Here is a 15,904-nt window from a genome sequence, read left to right on the forward strand (position 1 = left end):
GGGAGGCTCCTGGGAATCGCCGCGACGCTAGCGGGGCGCGGCGGCGCTGTCAGATTAACTCGCCGTCATGCCTGCAATCGACCGGCCCCCCTCGAAAGGCGGGTGAGGGCGATGCTAGAACGGCGGCTGGATTCCTTCCGCGAGCCGCGCATGTCCGAGACCCCCGTCGATCAGCTGACCGAGTCCGCCGCGCGCGAGGAACTCGACCGGCTGGCCGCCGAACTGGCCCGGCACGACGCCCTGTACCATCGGCAGGACGCGCCCGAAATTTCCGACGCCGAGTACGACGCCCTGAAGCGCCGCGCCCTCGAGATCGAGGAACGGTTTCCCGACCTGACCACGCCCGCGTCCCCCTCGCAGGTCGTCGGCGCCGCCGGCTCCAGCCAGTTCGCGCCCGTGCGCCATGGCGTGCCCATGCTGTCGCTGGACAACGCGTTCGACGCGGCCGAGGTCTCCGATTTCGTGGCCCGGATCCGGCGGTTCCTCAAACTGCCCGCCGACGAGCACGTGGTCTTCGTCGCCGAGCCCAAGATCGACGGCCTGTCGGCCAATCTCCGCTATGAGAACGGCGTGCTGGTCACCGGCGCCACGCGCGGCGACGGACGCACGGGCGAGGACGTCACCGCCAATCTGCGCACCCTCGACGACATTCCGCAGACACTGAAACCCGGCGAAAACTGGCCTGCCGTGGTCGAGGTCCGGGGCGAGGTCTACGCTCCAAACGACGCCTTCGACGCCTTCAACGCGGCGGCGGAGACGGCCGGAACGCGGACCTACGCCAACCCCCGCAATTTTGCCGCCGGTTCGCTGCGCCAGAAGGACCCTGCGGTCACCGCCGCCCGCCCGTTGCGCTTTTTCGCCTACGCCTGGGGCGAGACCTCCGAACCGTTCGCCGAGACCCAGGCTGACGCCCTGAAGGCGCTGGAACGCTGGGGGTTCAAGGTGAACGCGCGGTCGCAACGGGTTGAGGACAGGGACGGCCTGCTGGCCCTCTACGACGGCCTCCAGACTGACCGGGCGGGGCTCGGCTATGACATCGACGGCGTGGTCTACAAGGTCGACCGACTGGACTGGCAGGCGCGCCTCGGCTTTGTCGCCCGCACTCCGCGCTGGGCCATCGCCCACAAATTCCCGGCCCAGCAGGCGACCACCGTGCTGGAGGGCATCGACATCCAGGTCGGCCGCACGGGCTCGCACACACCGGTGGCCCGCCTCCACCCCGTCACCGTCGGCGGCGTGGTCGTGCGCAACGCCACCCTGCACAATGCCGACGAGATCGCCCGGCTGGACGTCCGCCTCGGCGATACCGTGACCTTGCAGAGAGCGGGCGACGTCATCCCGCAGATCCTGGGCGTGGTCGACGCCGATCGCCCCGGTCGCGGCGAGCCGTGGGAGTTCCCGCACATCTGCATCTGCCCGCTGAAGACGGCGCTGGTGAAGGAGACCAACGCCTCAGGCGTCGAGAGCGTGGTCCGCCGCTGCACCGGCGAACTGGCCTGCCCGTTCCAGCGCATCGAACACCTCAAGCATTTTTGCAGCCGCCGCGCGTTTGACATCGAGGGGCTGGGCGAGAAACAGCTGACCGCCTTTCACGAGCGCGGCTGGATCAACCAGCCCGCCGACATCTTCCGCCTGGCCCGCGACGCAGAAAAGCTGGACGCCCTGCGCGCCGAGGACGGCTATGGCGAGACCAGCGTGCGCAATCTGGTCGCCGGCATTGACGCCCGGCGCACCATTGCACTCGACCGTTTCATCTACGGCCTCGGCGTCAGGGACATCGGCGAACAGACCTCCATCGTCCTGGCCCGCGCCTTCGAGACCTGGCCGGCCCTGGAGACCGCCTGCCTCGCCGCCGCCGAGGGCATTCCGAGCGAAGACTGGGTCCGGCTGAACGAGGCCCACGCCGTCTCCCCCCGCGTGGTGGCGGCCTTGGCCGAAGCTTCGCCGCCCGCCGTCGATCCCTGGCCCGAGGCTCCTATCGACCAGAAGATCGCCCTCGCCTTCCCCGGCCTCGCCGCCCCCGCCCGCCGTGGTCTGGCGACGCTCGCCGACGACTGGGCCGGTCTGGTGCGACTGGCGGCCGTGGCCCGTGACGAGGGCCCGTCCGAGGGCCTCGGTCAGATCGCCGGCGTATCGGGCGTGGGCCCGGTCGCCGCCCGCGCCCTGGCCCTGTTCTTCCGCGAGACCCACAACCGCGCCATGGTCGACGCCCTGGTCGCCGAGCTGGACCGCATCGAGGACGCCGAAAAGCCGAAGTCGGACACCGCCGTTGCGGGCAAGACCGTCGTCTTTACCGGGGCCCTGGAACGCTTCACCCGCGACGAGGCCAAGGCCCGCGCCGAAAGCCTGGGGGCCAAGGTGTCCGGCTCGGTCTCGAAGAAGACCGACTATCTGGTCGCCGGCCCCGGCGCGGGCTCCAAGATGGCCGAAGCGCTCAAGCACGGGGTCAGGGTCCTGACCGAGGACGAGTGGCTGAGCCTGATCGGCTGACTTGCATCCAGGCTATGCAACAGGAACGTGTTCCGGATCAGAAACCGGATCGATAAATACGCCGAACGCGTTCATAGGGAATCATGCCTGACACCCGCCCCGATCGCGGGCCGGACGCGCGTCCGCCCGTCGAGCGCTTCTCCAGCGAAGATCTCGGTTCCCTGCTCGAACGTTTCCAGGCCTCGGGCATGCTCGAAGAGGGGCGGATCAACCTGATCGGCCTCGACGCGATCGCCGACCGCCTCGGCGACCGTTGGGAAGGCCGACGCGAGCAGGTCTACCAGCACGTCGAGCGGACCCTGGGCAAACACCTCGAAAGCGGCGGCTTCTTCCAGCGCGTCTCGCCGACCGACTATCTCGTGGTCCAGCCCGAACTGGGCAAGTTCGGCGGCCAGGCCTCATGCATGCTCTACATGCGGGACCTGCTGGCTCATTTTCTGGGCGGCGCCGTGCCCGAAGCGCTCGATGTGCTGGAGGTGACCAGCCTCAACGGCGGCCGGATTTTCGCCGCCGAGATCGACGGCGCCTTCGCGCTTGACGCCGCCCGCACCGAACCTCGCGTCCTCCCGCTGGAGGCGTCGCCCCTGCCCGACGCCTGGAACCCCTTCGTCGCCGCCGACGGCCGCACCCTGAGAGTGTCCTGCACCCTGGAACCGGTCTTTGAGCTGAAGACCTTCGCCCAGATCGGCTTCCGGATCGCCCGCCGGGTCCTGAGCATGCCGGACGGAATGGAACTGAACGTCCAGGACCTGCGCAATCTGACCACGGCGGATGTCGAACGCGTCGATCTCGCCACCATCGCGCGCGGCGTCAGCCGACTGCGTTCGGAACAGGGCAACGCCAAACAGCCGACCCTCCTCCTGCCAGTCTCCTATACGACCCTGGCGAGCCAGCGCGGGCGCGGGCCCCTGATCGCCCGGTTCAAGGAAGCGACCGCCGGCGTCGAGAAGGGCCTGGTCTGCGAGATCTGCGACATCGAGGGCGTGCCGGGCAGCGCCCTCGCCGCCGTCACCGTGCTGATCAAGCCGTTCTGCCTCGTCGTCGTCGGCAAGCTGCGCGAGGCGCCCGTGCGCGCACCCGAGCATCTGCGCGACGTCCGGCTTCAGGGCGTCGCCTTCGAGGCCGGCGGCCACCCGCTGGACCATCAGGAGTTCATGGCCTGGGCCGAACGGGCCGTCGCCAACGCCAGAAAGGTCACCCGGTCCGTGATCATTCACGGCCTGTCGCGGCCCGAATATCTGGCTCTGGCCGGTCTGGCCGGCGCCTCCCACGCCAGCCTCGGCTCGAAACGCGCCGAGGCTGGCTGAGGGGGGTCAGCGGTTCAGGGCCGCCCGCGCCGCCTCGGCGTAGCGATGGCCCGAGGCCGCGCCCTTGGGGAAGACCGCCTCGATCCGCGCCATATCCTCAGGCGTCAGCATGATGTCGACCGCCGCCGCATTCTCTTCAAGCGTCCGGATGCGGCGCGTGCCGGGGATCGGAACCAGATGCGACCCTTGCGCCAGCACCCAGGCCAGGGCCAGCTGCGCCGCCGTCACCCCCTTGTCCCTGGCGATCTCGGCGACAGCGTTCACCAGGTCGATGTTCTTCTGGAAATTCTCGCCCTGGAAGCGCGGGTTCGAGCGGCGGAAGTCGTCCTCGGCCAGGTCATCGACCGACTTGATCTCGCCCGACAGGAAGCCCCGGCCCAGCGGACTGTAAGGCACGAAGCCGATGCCCAGCTCCTCGCAGGTCGCCAGCAGCTCGTCTTCTGGCTCCCGGCTCCACAGCGAATACTCGGTCTGCAGAGCGGTGATCGGGTGCGCCGCATGACCCCTGCGCAGGGTGGCGGGCGCGGCCTCCGACAGGCCCAGGAAGCGCACCTTGCCCTCCTTCACCAGCTCGCCCATCGCCCCGACCGTCTCCTCGATCGGCACGTTCGGATCGACGCGGTGCAGGTAGTAGAGATCGACGTGGTCCATCCCCAGCCGCTTCAGGCTGCCCTCGATGGCGCGGCGCACATTGGCCGGCGATCCGTCGACGGTCAGGGCCGTGCGGTCGGCGTTGTAGCCGATGCCGAATTTGGTGGCGACGAAGGCCTTGTCCCGCCGGTCGGCCAGCGCCTTGCCGACCTGGATCTCGTTGGTGTGGGGGCCGTACATTTCGGCCGTGTCGAGGAAGGTCACGCCCAGATCGAGCGCACGGTGGATCACCGCCGTCGCCTGCCCCTCGTCAGAGGGCCGGCCGTAGAAGGCGGCCATGCCCATACAGCCCAGGCCGATAGCCGAAACTTCAGGACCCGAACGGCCCAGCGTGCGCGTCTTCATGAGCGCTCTCCTTGAAATGTGGGGGGCCGGCGACGCAACCGCCGACCTCTCGGAGATGGGCGCCGTTCGGCCTTATTTCAAGGGGGCGGTCTGCGCCTTCAGCCAGTCCAGCACGGCCCCTTCGAGCAGCGGCCCGACCTTGGCCAGCACCTCGGCGTGATAGCCGTCGACATAGGCGCGCTCTTCCGGGGTCAGCAGGTCGACGTCGATCAGCTTGCGGTCCAGCGGCGCCAGGGTCAGCTGTTCGAATCCGTGCATCGGCCGCTCGCCGCCGGGAATGGGCTCGGGCGGCGTGACCACCTGCAGGGTCTCGATGCGGATGCCCCAGTGCCCCTCGCGGTAATAGCCGGGCTCGTTGGACAGGATCATGCCGGTCAGCAGCGGCTGGCTGTTCACCGCCTTGGCGATCCGCTGCGGCCCCTCGTGGACGCCCAGATAGCTGCCCACGCCGTGGCCGGTGCCGTGGTCGTAGTCGAAGCCCTGCATCCACAGCGGCAGGCGCGCCATCGCATCCAGCTGATGCCCGGTCGTGCCCGCAGGGAAGCGCACCACGGCCATGGCGATATGGCCCTTGAGCACCAGGGTGAACATGCGGCGCTGGTCGGCGGTCGGCTCGCCCACCGCCATGGTGCGGGTGACGTCGGTGGTTCCGTCCAGATACTGGCCGCCGCCGTCCACCAGCAGCAGCGAGCCCTTCTCCATCCGGCGGATGGTCCGCGCCACCGGCTTGTAGTGCGGCAGGGCGCCGTTCGGCCCGGCGCCGGCGATGGTGTCGAAGGACAGGTCCTTCAGGGCGCCCGTCGCCTCGCGGAAACCTTCCAGCGCTTCGGCCACCTGACGCTCGTCCGGCAGGATCTCCTGGCCGACCGTGTCGACCCAGTGCAGGAAGCGGGTCAGGGCCGCGCCGTCGCGGATGTGGGCCTGACGCGCGCCCTCGATCTCGACCGGGTTCTTGCAGGCCCGTGGCAGGGTGCACGGGTCCATGCCGCGCACCACCGTGGCGCCGCCGGCCGTCAGCCGGTCGAAATACCAGGCCGAGGACTGGCCCGGATCGACCAGCACCTTCCGCCCCGACAGGGCGTCAAGCGCGCCCTCCAGCGCCTCGGGCGCCTCGATGGTCACTGCGTCGCCCAGCCAGCCGGGCAGTTCGTTGGTGACCTTGCGCGGATCGAGGAACAGTTTCGCCGTACCATCCGCGTTCACCACCGCCTGTCCCAGCGGCAGGGGCGTGCGGATCACGTCGCCGCCGCGGATGTTGAACAGCCAGGCCAGGGATGCGGGCGCCGTCAGCACCGCCGCGTCGGCGCCGGCTTTCGCCACCGCCTGACCGATCCGGCTCCGTTTTGAGGCGCTGCTTTCGCCGGTATAGCGCTCCTCATGCGGCACGACGGGCGCCGCGGGCTGGGCCGGACGTTCCTCGGCCCACGCCAGGTCCAGCGGATTGGGTTCGACAGGCTTCAGCTCGGCCCCGGCCATGGCCGCCGCCCGCTTCAGGGTCGCCAGCGCATCGGGACTGTGCAGGCGCGGATCGTAGCCGATCACCGCCCCCTTGGGGGCGCGCTCCAGATAGTTGGCCACGCCGCCGTTCTCGAGTTCGAGGATTTCGAACTGGCTTGCGTCGACCTGGGCCCGGACCTGCACGGTGTAGCGGCCATCGGCGAAGACGGCGGCGCGGTCCTTCATGACCACGCCCGCCCCGGCCGAGCCGGTGAAGCCGCTCACCCAGGCGAGCCGGTCGTTGGCGGCGGGCAGATATTCGTTCTGGTGCTCGTCCTCGTGCGGGACCAGCAGGCCGTCGAGGCCCTGCTCGGCCATCCTGGCGCGGACGCGGGGAAGGTGTTTCGCCCCGAAGGACGGGTCGGTGGTTTCGTCGAAGGACTGGCGCATGGCGGCGAAACTAGCGTCCCGCCGCCATGTCGCAAGCCGTCAGTTCTGCGGCGCGGTCGGGGTCACGACGGCGACACCGCCCGAGGGCGCCGGAGCGGGCGCCGGGACCTTGCGTTCGATGATCACCGGGGCGGAGGCGCGGGCTTCGGCGGCGCGGGCGTCGCTGGCGGCGCGGACGGCCTCGGCCTGCGATCGGGCGGCGTCGGCGCGGGCGATGTCGACGCTGGCCTGGGCGCCCGCGACCTGTCCCTGGATCAGGGCCGAGTCGGCGGCGGCCTGGGCGGCGGCGGCGTCCGCCTGGGCCTGCAGCAAGGCCTCGTCGGTCTGGGGCGCGGCGCCGCGCGAGAACAGGATCCACAGCACCGCGATGACCACCAGGCCACCGAGAATGCCGGCGATCCACCAGCCGGTGTTGTTGGTTTCACGGACTACCGTGGTCTCGACCGTCTCGGTGTGCAGCGGGGCGGCCGTGGTCACCGTCTCGGTGTAGACCGTTTCGACGGGCGGTACGCGGTTCGGGTCGTTCGGGTCGTAATGAGTCACGAGCAGTCCTCCAATGAACTGCCGCAACGGCTGCGCTTCGCCTCCGTTCCGCCGTTAACCCACTCGCCTCAGAACCAGCGCGCTCCAGGCGTCGCGGTGGATGCGCCGTTCGAGGATGAAGCCGCGCGACAGATAGGCCGCCGAAACGCGCCGCTCCTGCGTCCGCAGCAGGCCGGACAGGATGGCCACCCCGCCGAGGCTCAGCGCCTCCTTGATGTCCTGCGACAGGCTGACCAGCGGCGGGGCCAGGATGTTGGCGAACACCAGATCATAGGGCCCCTGCCCCCGCACCTTGCGGTCATTCAGACCAAAGGCGTGGACGAAGCGGGCGTTGGCTTGATTCAGTTTCGCATTTTCGTTGGCGATGCGCACCGAGGGCTGGTCGATGTCGGTGCCGACCGCGACCTTCGATCCGGTCTTCGCCGCCGCGATGGCCAACACGCCCGTGCCGCAGCCGACGTCCAGAACCCGCTCGAACCGTTCCTTCTTCAGCAACTCGTCGAAGGCCATCAGACAGCCGACCGTCGTGCCGTGGTGGCCCGTGCCGAAGGCGGCGCCCGCGTCGATCTTCAGGTTCACCGTGTTCTTCGGAACGATGCCCTGATCGTGGGCGCCATAGACGAAGAAGCGGCCGGCGCGCACCGGCGGCAGGCCCGACAGCGACATGGCCAGCCAGTCGGCGTCGGCCAGTTTCTCGACCACGACGGTCAGGCCGTCGTGCCCCTTCAGGCGCGTCTCGATGCCCCGCGCGTCATTCGCGTCGTTGGGAAACGCGTCGATGCGCCAGATGCCCTTGTCCTCGTCCTCCTCGAGAATCGAATAGGTTGCGCCTTCCAGCAGCGGATCGGAATCCAGCGATGCGGCGGCGGCTTCGGCGATGGCGCGGGGACCGCGTGCGATTATTTGAACTGCGGACTCGGACATTTCTCAAACACCGCTATCATATCGAATCGAGACGCACGCTGGTGCGCTCTCCTGCGCCAGCATCAACCAACTGAACCGAGGGGTCGGGGAATTCATGGCTAAAGCACCATCCAAGACGAGTACGGCCGCCAAACCGAAGGCAGCCGCCGCCGCTTCCAAGCCGAAACCGGCGACAAAGTCGAGCGCTGCGCCGAAAGCCGCTGCGAAACCCGCCGCCAAGGCCGCCGCGCCGAAGGCTGCTGCGAAGCCGGCCGTGAAGACGACTGCCCCGAAAGCCGCCGCCAAACCGGCGACCAAAACCGTCGCCCCGGCCAAGGCCGCTGCGCCCAAGGCGGCCGCGAAGCCCGCGGTGAAGAAAGCCGCCGCCAAGCCGGCTGCGAAGGCTGCTCCGAAGGCGGCCGCCAAGCCCGCCGCCAAGAAGCCGGTCGCGAAGAAGGCCGCCGCCAAACCGGCTGCTGCGCCGAAACCCGCCGCCGTCAAGCCGGCCGTCGCTCCGGCCGCGGCTCCCAAGCCCGCCGCGGCCGCGCCCGCTCCGAAGCCGGCCGCCGCTGCTCCGGCCGCGGCCCCTGCTCCGAAGCCGGCCGCGAAGCCCGCCGAGAGCAAGGGCTTCCTGTCCGGCCTGCTCGACGCGATCTTCGGCAAGAAGTAAGCGCCAGCTCCTGAAACGACGAAGCGCCGGCGGATCGCTCCACCGGCGCTTTTTCGTGCCCGGCCTGCGCCGGAAAACTCAGTCCTGCGGCAGGTCTTCAGCCAGGATAGCCATCTCGAACATGAAGCTGCCGGCCTCGTCCTCGTCCTCGAAGACGACGCCGATGAATTCGTCGCCGACATAGACCTCGGCCGAGTCGCTGGGCTTGCCGCGCGGCTTCAGGATGATGCCGCCCGTGTTGAAGGTGCGCTTCAGGTGCGTCTCGACGCGCTTCATGTCGGCGGTGTTCATGGTCGGCCTCGGTGGTCACTCGTGAAGCCGCGGACCCTAGAGAAACCCGCCGTACAGGGAAACCCTCAGATGACGAAGTCGTAGACGATGTCGGCCAGCGTATGGTCCATCGTCCGCGCCGGGGTCGCCTCGGTCGGACAGTTGACCAGCCGCGCGGGCACGCCCGCGACCGTGCAGCCGGCCGGCACGTCCTTCAGCACCACCGAGCCGGAGGCCACCTTGGCGTAGTCGCCGACGGTGATGTTGCCCAGCACCTTCGCCCCCGCGCCCAGCAGCACGCCCCTGCCGATCTTCGGATGGCGGTCGCCGCGCTCGGCGCCCGTTCCGCCCAGGGTCACGGCGTGAAGCATCGACACCTCGTCGCCGACCACCGCCGTCTCGCCGATGACGATGCCCGTGCCGTGGTCCAGGAACAGCCCCGAGCCCAGCTGCGCAGCCGGGTGGATGTCGACCTGGAACAGTTCCGAAATCCGGCTCTGGAAATGGAAGGCCAGCGCCTCGCGTCCCTGCCCCCACAGCCAGTGCGCCACGCGGTGCGCCTGCAGCGCCTGGAAGCCCTTGAAGTAGAGGAACGGCTGCAGCAGCGTCTTGATCGCCGGGTCCCGCTCGGCCACCGCCTGCAGATCGGCCTCGGCCGAGGCCACGATCTTCGGATCGGCGTCGAAGGCGTCGCGGCAGATCTCGCGCACCGACATCGGCCCCAGTTCGCTGTCGCCCAGCTTGCGCGCGATCTGGAAGCTCAGGGCGGCGGCCAGATCGCCGTGAGAGAGGATTACGGCGTTCAGCTGTGACGCCAGATGCGGCTCGGCACGCACCGTCTCCTCGGCGGCGGCGCGCAGCTGCGACCACGGTTCGTTGCGCGCGGCGACGACTTCCAGCTTGGGCATCGGAGTCTCCATGGCCGCCATCATACGCTCGCCAGCATGGCCTTCGCCAGTTCGGGCGGCAGTTCGCCTTCCCGCGCCATATGGTAGGCCCTCAGCGCCGTCGCCAGGGTGAACATGTCCCGGATCGCGCCCGTGCCGATCTCGCGCAGCAGGTCGCCGAACGGCACGCGGACGACGCGGATGATCTCGGTCGGATCGGGCGCGACCGGAACCGGCGTCAGCCCCCAGGCGATCCACGCCATGGCCCGCTCGTCGGTGATGGAGTTGCTCATCTCGGCCTTGTAGGCGGGCAGCCAGTTCGCCGCCTCCAGTCCCGCTTCCTCCGCCAATTCGCGCCGTGCGCCCTCGATCGGATCCTCCTCGAACGGCGCCCCGCCCTCGGGCATTTCCCACGACCAGTTCATCAGGGCGAAGCGCTGCTGCCCCACCAGGGTGACCGCGCCGTCGTCGTGCACGGGCAGCACGCCCACCGACATGTTCCGCGGCCGCATCACGACATAGTCCGCCTTGAAGCCGGTCGGCGCCGTCGCGTCGTGCCGTGTCAGCCGCATCCACGGGCTTTCGAACAGGTCGCTCGAGCCATGGTCGCTCCACGGCGGCGGCCGGTCGCGCCCGTCGTCCCACATGGGCAGAGGGCGGTCGGCGTCGAAGGCGGTGCGGGAATCGGTCATGGCGTGCGTATGGCGACGGAGCGTCGCGCCCGCAACGGCGTCCGCGTTTGACGGCGCGCGCGGACGACGCCATGTGAGCCGCATGACACGCCCCGCCCTGCCGCGCTTCGCCCTCGGCGACCCCCTGCCCCCTCCGACAGCGTCAGACGAACTGCGCCTCAGACTGGCGACCCGCCGTTCGGCCCCGGCCCAGGCCCTGACCCCGCCCGGCCCGTCCGCCGAAGAGCTCGAGGACATCCTCACCCTCGGCGTCCGCAGCCCGGACCATGGCAAACTGTTCCCTTGGCGCCTCGTGGTCCTGGGCCATCAGACCCGCACTGAACTGGCCGGGTTGCTGACACCCCTCGCCGCCCTCCAGCCCCAGCCGGACAAGGCGAAGGCCGTCCTCGGCAAGCTGACCGCCGCCCCCGTCACCATCCTGGTCGTCTCGGCCCCGGTCCCCAGCCACAAGGTCCCCGAGTGGGAGCAGCAGCTGTCAGCGGGCGCCGTCTGCATGAATCTCGAGCATGCCGCCCACGCCCTCGGCTACGCCTCCAGCTGGATAACGGACTGGTACAGCTACGATCCGCAGGCGCTGGACATCCTCGACGTGGAAGGCGGAGAACAGGTGGCTGGCTTCATCCACATCGGGACCTTGTCCGAGGCGCCGCTGGAGCGGCCACGCCCCGAACTGGCGGACAAGGTGACCTACCGGCCCTAGCCCAGCAGGCTGGACGTCAGCAGCACCACCGCCACGCCCATCAACAGCGTCGTCGCTGCGAGGGCGGCGATCAGCAGGCATTCGATGGCGTCCGGGCGTCTGCTCATGCCCGCATGATAGAGAGATTCGGCTACCGCCGCTCCCCCGCGACATAGACCCGGTTCAGCAGCGGCTTGCCCAGCCAGTAAGCCAGTTCCGCCGGCCGCGTGATGTCCCACACCGCCAGATCGGCCTCCTTGCCGGCCTCCAGCGTGCCGATATCGTCCGACAGCCCCAGCGCCCGCGCCGCATGCCGCGTCGCCCCCGCCAGCGCCTCCTCGGGAGTCAGCCGGAACTGCACGCAGGCCAGGGTGATCGCCGCCGTCATCGAGGCCACCGGCGAGGTGCCGGGATTGCAGTCCGTCGCCACCGCCATCGCCACCCCGTGCGTCCGGAACAGGTCGATCGGCGGCGGGGTGGTCTCGCGCAGCATCAGATAGGCCCCGGGCAGCAGGACCGCGACCACGCCGCCCTCGGCCATGGCCCGCACGCCCGCCTCGGCCGTGTGCTCGACATGGTCCGCCGACAACGCCCCGTACCGTCCCGCCAGCGCCGCCCCGCCCCCGTCAGACAGCTGGTCCGCATGCAGCTTGACCGGAAGCCCCAGCGCCCGCGCCCTGTCGAACAACCGCGCCGTCTCCTCGACGGTGAAGGCGATGGGCTCGCAATAGGCATCCACCGCATCGACCAGCCCCTCGGCGTGCGCCGCCGGCAGGATGCCGTCTATGGCCAGATCGACATAGGCGGCACGGTCCGCCCGATGTTCCGGCGGCACGGCGTGCAGACCCAGATAACTGGTGCGCACCCGCACCCCCGCCTCGCGCCCGATCCGCCGCGCCACGCGCAGCATCTTCAGTTCGCTGTCGCGGTCCAGGCCGTATCCCGACTTGATCTCGACCGTGGTGACGCCTGTCGCCTTCAGCCCCGCCAGCCGCGCCCGCGCGCTGGCGTAGAGGTCGTCCTCGGACGCCGCCCGCGTCGCCGCCATGGTCGAGACGATGCCGCCCCCCGCCCGCGCGATCTCCTCATAGGTCGCGCCGTTCAGCCGCTGCTCGAACTCCCCCGACCGGTCGCCGCCGAACACCAGATGGGTATGGCAGTCGATCAGCCCCGGGGTGACCCAGCGCCCGTCCAGCCGGTCGGTCTCCGCGGCCTGATGCGCCGGCAGGTCGGCCCGCGCCCCGACCCAGGCGATCCGCCCCTCGCGGATCAGGATCGCCCCATCCTCGATCGCGCCATAGGCCTCGCCGCGCTCCGCCATGGTGGCGAGGCGGCAGTCGGTGATCAGGCGGTCGGCCATCAATTCTGCCTCAGGCGACGGGCTGTGTCTCGCAGGGCCGAAGCCAATTTCTCGTCGGCAACCTCGGACGGATACAGGTGCGAAAAAACCTGCCATCGGCCCCAAAGCCATGGCCGCCATGGCGCATCCCCGGGACGGACACGTCTCGCGAAGGCGATCACCACGCCTCGCGGAGGCGGAAGCCAACCGCAGTCGCCGGACTGGTCGATCGGCACCTGCGACCGGGACGGCGGACGATCCCCCCGGATCGTCGCGATGGGCTCGAAATCGGTTCGCGCACGCAAAGGCTGGGGCGTCGCCCTCGCCAGAAAAATCGTATCCGCGTCCTCCCACGCCTCCCGCTGATAATATCGACGCCCCGCCGGACCCAGCTCGATGATCGTGCAGGACAGCGCATCCGCGGCGATCAGGCTCGCCAGACCGACGATGGCTGCGGCCAGGCGATACCTCATCGCGCTTCAAACCCCGCCAGCAGTTCGCAGAACCAGCGCCCCGCCGTCAGCGAGCCGAGGTCGCCGATCTCCAGCGACGGATCATATTCCGTCAAATCCACCGCCTTCACCTTCGGATGCGCCCCTATGACCCGCGTCGCGTCGAGGAAGTCCTGCACCGACACCCCGCCGGGCCGCGCGCCCGGAGAGGCCGGCCACTGGCTGCGGTCGATCACGTCGATGTCGAAATCGACATAGATCACCTCGCACAGCGCCGTCAGCCGCCACAGCTCCTGCCCGACCACGGTTGCCAGACCCTCGTCGCGGCACTCCCGCGCCGTCCGCACCGAAATCCCGGCCCGTTTCGCCTTCTCATGCGCCCGCTTCGTATTGGCGAAGGGCGCGAGGCCCACCTGGCTGATCCGCCGCCCGTCCAGCCCGTCCTCCAGCAGCGCCTGGATCGGATTGCCGTTGGTCAGGCCCTGATCGGTGTCGCGCAGGTCGAAATGGGCGTCGAGCGTCAACACCCCCACCCGGTCAAGGCCCAGCGCATGCACCCCTGGCCGGGTGATGGCGTTGTTGCCCCCGATCAGAACCGTCAGCCCGCGCCCTCCTTGCGCCGCCGCAGCATTCCGCACCGGCGCGAAGGCGTCGGCGGGCGACATACCCTTCAGCGCCACATCGCCCGCGTCGTGCACCCGCGTCGACAGCTCCCCGCCCGTCTCGACGTCATAGGTCGAGAACCGCGGCAGTACGGCCCGGAAGGCCTTCGGCCCGAGATCGCACCGCCCCGGCGTCAGCGAGCGTTCGTTCAGTCCGGCCCCGATCAGGGCGACCGATGCGTCGGGGTGGTTTCCCACGAGGTCCGCGATGCTCGTCCAGCGAAGGGCTTCTGAATCTGTCATCCGTCCACATAACCCCTTCTCCCCTTGCGGGAGAAGGTGGCCGAGCGAAGCGGGGTCGGATGAGGGGTTGCCCGGCGGGTCAGCGCGACTCCTCATCCGTCAGCCTGCGGCTGCCACCTTCTCCCGCAAGGGGAGAAGGGGCTAAGAGGGGCCATGACGACTCAACAGACCCCGAACACGCGCCTCATTCGCGCGCCCCGCGGCCCCGAGATGACCGCGAAGACCTGGGCCGCCGAGGCCGCCCTGCGCATGCTGATGAACAACCTCGATCCCGAGGTGGCCGAACGTCCCGAGGACCTCGTGGTCTATGGCGGCATCGGCAAGGCCGCGCGCGACTGGCCGTCGTTCGACCGCATCGTCACCGAGCTGCGCAATCTCGAGGCCGACCAGACCCTGCTGGTCCAGTCCGGCAAGCCGGTCGGCGTCTTCCGCACCCACGCCGACGCCCCGCGCGTGCTGATCGCCAACTCCAACCTGGTGCCCAAATGGGCGACCTGGGAGCATTTCAACGAGCTCGATCGCAAGGGCCTCATGATGTACGGCCAGATGACGGCCGGCTCGTGGATCTACATCGGCACCCAGGGCATCGTGCAGGGCACCTACGAGACCTTCATGGAGGCCGGGCGCCAGCACTATGGCGGCGACTGGTCGGGCCGCTGGATCCTGACCGCCGGCCTCGGCGGCATGGGCGGGGCCCAGCCGCTGGCGGCGACCATGGCCGGCGCCTCCTGCCTCGCGGTGGAATGCCAGCGCAGCCGGATCGAGATGCGGCTGAAGACGCGCTACCTCGATGTGATGGCCGAGACGCTGGACGAGGCCCTGGCCCTGCTGGACAAGGCGAAGGCGGATGGAAAAGCCATATCTGTCGGACTGTTGGGCAATGCGGCGGATGTCTTGCCTGAACTGGTCCGCCGCGGCGTCCGTCCCGATCTGGTCACCGACCAGACCAGCGCCCACGATCTGGTCAACGGCTACCTGCCGCAGGGCTGGACCGTCTCCGAATGGGAGGACAAACGCGTCTCCGCCCCCGAGGCCGTGAAGGCTGCGGCCGCCGCCTCCTGCGCCGTCCACGTCCAGGCCATGCTGGACTTCCAGTCCGCCGGCGTCCCCACGACCGATTACGGCAACAACATCCGTCAGGTCGCCTTCGACGCGGGCGTGAAGAACGCCTTCGACTTCCCCGGCTTCGTCCCGGCCTATATCCGCCCGCTGTTCTGTCGCGGCATCGGGCCCTTCCGCTGGGCCGCCCTGACCGGCGATCCCGACGACATCCGCAAGACCGACGCGGCGATGAAGAAGCTCTTCCCCGAAAACGCCGGCCTGCACCGCTGGCTGGACATGGCCGGCGAGCGCATCGCCTTCCAGGGCCTGCCGGCCCGCATCTGCTGGATCGGCCTCGGTGACCGCCATCGCGCCGGGCTGATGTTCAACGACATGGTCGCCTCGGGCGAGCTCAGCGGCCCGATCGTCATTGGCCGCGACCATCTCGACTCCGGCTCGGTCGCCAGCCCGAACCGCGAGACGGAATCAATGATCGACGGTTCAGACGCCGTGTCCGACTGGCCGCTGCTGAACGCCCTGCTGAACACCGCCTCGGGCGCCAGCTGGGTATCGCTGCACCACGGCGGCGGCGTGGGCATGGGCTATTCCCAGCACTCGGGCGTGGTGATCGTCGCGGACGGCACGCCCGAGGCCGCGAAACGCCTCGAACGCGTCCTCTGGAACGACCCCGCCACCGGCGTCATGCGCCACGCCGACGCGGGTTATGGGATCGCGAAAGAAGCGGCCCGCGAACACGGCCTCAACCTGCCGTCGCTCAAATGACCGCCAGTGCTATCCTTCTCCCCTCGGGGGAGAAGGTGGCCCGCGGAGCGGGTCGGATGA

At 69.6% G+C, this 15,904-nt stretch carries 14 protein-coding genes; 5 read left to right on the forward strand and 9 right to left on the reverse strand.

Annotated elements, in window-relative coordinates:
- Positions 1–150: 150 nt before the first annotated feature.
- Both ligA and BrevBR_RS02365 read left to right on the forward strand, forming a co-directional pair.
- On the forward strand, positions 151–2,490 hold the full coding sequence (ligA, locus tag BrevBR_RS02360; RefSeq protein WP_339999808.1) for an NAD-dependent DNA ligase LigA: 2,340 nt from the start codon (positions 151–153) through the stop codon (positions 2,488–2,490).
- Positions 2,491–2,573: 83 nt separating this feature from the next.
- Positions 2,574–3,797, forward strand: coding sequence for a hypothetical protein (locus BrevBR_RS02365; RefSeq protein WP_339999809.1), 1,224 nt, complete (start codon positions 2,574–2,576; stop codon positions 3,795–3,797).
- Positions 3,798–3,803: 6 nt separating this feature from the next.
- On the opposite strand, the gene BrevBR_RS02370 is transcribed toward BrevBR_RS02365, so the two are convergent.
- From BrevBR_RS02370 to BrevBR_RS02385, 4 genes are all read right to left on the reverse strand, one after another.
- Positions 3,804–4,793: an aldo/keto reductase gene (locus tag BrevBR_RS02370; protein ID WP_339999810.1), complete on the reverse strand. Its 990-nt coding sequence runs from the start codon at positions 4,791–4,793 to the stop codon at positions 3,804–3,806.
- Positions 4,794–4,865: 72 nt separating this feature from the next.
- Entirely contained in the window at positions 4,866–6,680 is a 1,815-nt protein-coding gene (locus BrevBR_RS02375; RefSeq protein ID WP_339999811.1) for an aminopeptidase P family protein, read from the reverse strand.
- Between the two features lie 39 nt (positions 6,681–6,719).
- On the reverse strand, positions 6,720–7,223 hold the full coding sequence (locus BrevBR_RS02380) for a hypothetical protein (RefSeq protein ID WP_339999812.1): 504 nt from the start codon (positions 7,221–7,223) through the stop codon (positions 6,720–6,722).
- Between the two features lie 54 nt (positions 7,224–7,277).
- Positions 7,278–8,147, reverse strand: a complete 870-nt coding sequence (locus BrevBR_RS02385) for a 50S ribosomal protein L11 methyltransferase (protein WP_339999813.1) — start codon at positions 8,145–8,147, stop codon at positions 7,278–7,280.
- Between the two features lie 253 nt (positions 8,148–8,400).
- On the opposite strand from BrevBR_RS02385, the gene BrevBR_RS02390 reads away from it, so the two are divergent.
- Positions 8,401–8,796 (forward strand): hypothetical protein, encoded by a 396-nt coding sequence (locus BrevBR_RS02390; protein WP_339999814.1) that lies wholly within the window; start codon positions 8,401–8,403, stop codon positions 8,794–8,796.
- Positions 8,797–8,874: 78 nt separating this feature from the next.
- Here BrevBR_RS02390 and BrevBR_RS02395 read toward each other — a convergent pair whose 3' ends face one another.
- From BrevBR_RS02395 to BrevBR_RS02405, 3 genes are all read right to left on the reverse strand, one after another.
- The gene (locus BrevBR_RS02395) at positions 8,875–9,087 is read right to left on the reverse strand and encodes a DUF3126 family protein (protein WP_325743800.1); all 213 of its coding nucleotides are present in this window, start codon (positions 9,085–9,087) and stop codon (positions 8,875–8,877) included.
- Positions 9,088–9,152: 65 nt separating this feature from the next.
- The gene (gene cysE, locus BrevBR_RS02400; protein WP_339999815.1) at positions 9,153–9,974 is read right to left on the reverse strand and encodes a serine O-acetyltransferase; all 822 of its coding nucleotides are present in this window, start codon (positions 9,972–9,974) and stop codon (positions 9,153–9,155) included.
- 20 nt (positions 9,975–9,994) lie between these two features.
- On the reverse strand, positions 9,995–10,645 hold the full coding sequence (locus BrevBR_RS02405) for an NUDIX hydrolase (RefSeq protein WP_339999816.1): 651 nt from the start codon (positions 10,643–10,645) through the stop codon (positions 9,995–9,997).
- Between the two features lie 82 nt (positions 10,646–10,727).
- On the opposite strand from BrevBR_RS02405, the gene BrevBR_RS02410 reads away from it, so the two are divergent.
- Entirely contained in the window at positions 10,728–11,345 is a 618-nt protein-coding gene (locus BrevBR_RS02410) for a nitroreductase family protein (protein ID WP_339999817.1), read from the forward strand.
- Positions 11,346–11,475: 130 nt separating this feature from the next.
- Here BrevBR_RS02410 and hutI read toward each other — a convergent pair whose 3' ends face one another.
- Positions 11,476–12,687 (reverse strand): imidazolonepropionase, encoded by a 1,212-nt coding sequence (gene hutI, locus BrevBR_RS02415; protein WP_339999818.1) that lies wholly within the window; start codon positions 12,685–12,687, stop codon positions 11,476–11,478.
- Between the two features lie 445 nt (positions 12,688–13,132).
- Entirely contained in the window at positions 13,133–14,020 is an 888-nt protein-coding gene (locus tag BrevBR_RS02420) for an agmatinase family protein (protein ID WP_339999819.1), read from the reverse strand.
- A gap of 153 nt (positions 14,021–14,173) precedes the next feature.
- On the opposite strand from BrevBR_RS02420, the gene hutU reads away from it, so the two are divergent.
- Positions 14,174–15,844: a urocanate hydratase gene (hutU, locus tag BrevBR_RS02425; protein ID WP_339999820.1), complete on the forward strand. Its 1,671-nt coding sequence runs from the start codon at positions 14,174–14,176 to the stop codon at positions 15,842–15,844.
- Positions 15,845–15,904 lie beyond the last annotated feature (60 nt).

It is taken from the genome of Brevundimonas sp. BR2-1, assembly GCF_037626195.1.
In the GTDB taxonomy this organism is placed as follows: domain Bacteria; phylum Pseudomonadota; class Alphaproteobacteria; order Caulobacterales; family Caulobacteraceae; genus Brevundimonas.

What these genes read in the sequence shown, in the direction of transcription:
- BrevBR_RS02370 (WP_339999810.1), bottom strand. Translation starts at nt 4,793, where the DNA reads ATGAAGACGCGCACGCTGGGCCGTTCGGGTCCTGAAGTTTCGGCTATC.
- BrevBR_RS02385 (WP_339999813.1), bottom strand. Translation starts at nt 8,147, where the DNA reads ATGTCCGAGTCCGCAGTTCAAATAATCGCACGCGGTCCCCGCGCCATC.
- BrevBR_RS02410 (WP_339999817.1), top strand. Translation starts at nt 10,728, where the DNA reads ATGACACGCCCCGCCCTGCCGCGCTTCGCCCTCGGCGACCCCCTGCCC.
- BrevBR_RS02395 (WP_325743800.1), bottom strand. Translation starts at nt 9,087, where the DNA reads ATGAACACCGCCGACATGAAGCGCGTCGAGACGCACCTGAAGCGCACC.
- hutU (WP_339999820.1), top strand. Translation starts at nt 14,174, where the DNA reads ATGACGACTCAACAGACCCCGAACACGCGCCTCATTCGCGCGCCCCGC.
- cysE (WP_339999815.1), bottom strand. Translation starts at nt 9,974, where the DNA reads ATGCCCAAGCTGGAAGTCGTCGCCGCGCGCAACGAACCGTGGTCGCAG.
- BrevBR_RS02420 (WP_339999819.1), bottom strand. Translation starts at nt 14,020, where the DNA reads ATGACAGATTCAGAAGCCCTTCGCTGGACGAGCATCGCGGACCTCGTG.
- BrevBR_RS02405 (WP_339999816.1), bottom strand. Translation starts at nt 10,645, where the DNA reads ATGACCGATTCCCGCACCGCCTTCGACGCCGACCGCCCTCTGCCCATG.
- BrevBR_RS02365 (WP_339999809.1), top strand. Translation starts at nt 2,574, where the DNA reads ATGCCTGACACCCGCCCCGATCGCGGGCCGGACGCGCGTCCGCCCGTC.
- BrevBR_RS02375 (WP_339999811.1), bottom strand. Translation starts at nt 6,680, where the DNA reads ATGCGCCAGTCCTTCGACGAAACCACCGACCCGTCCTTCGGGGCGAAA.
- ligA (WP_339999808.1), top strand. Translation starts at nt 151, where the DNA reads ATGTCCGAGACCCCCGTCGATCAGCTGACCGAGTCCGCCGCGCGCGAG.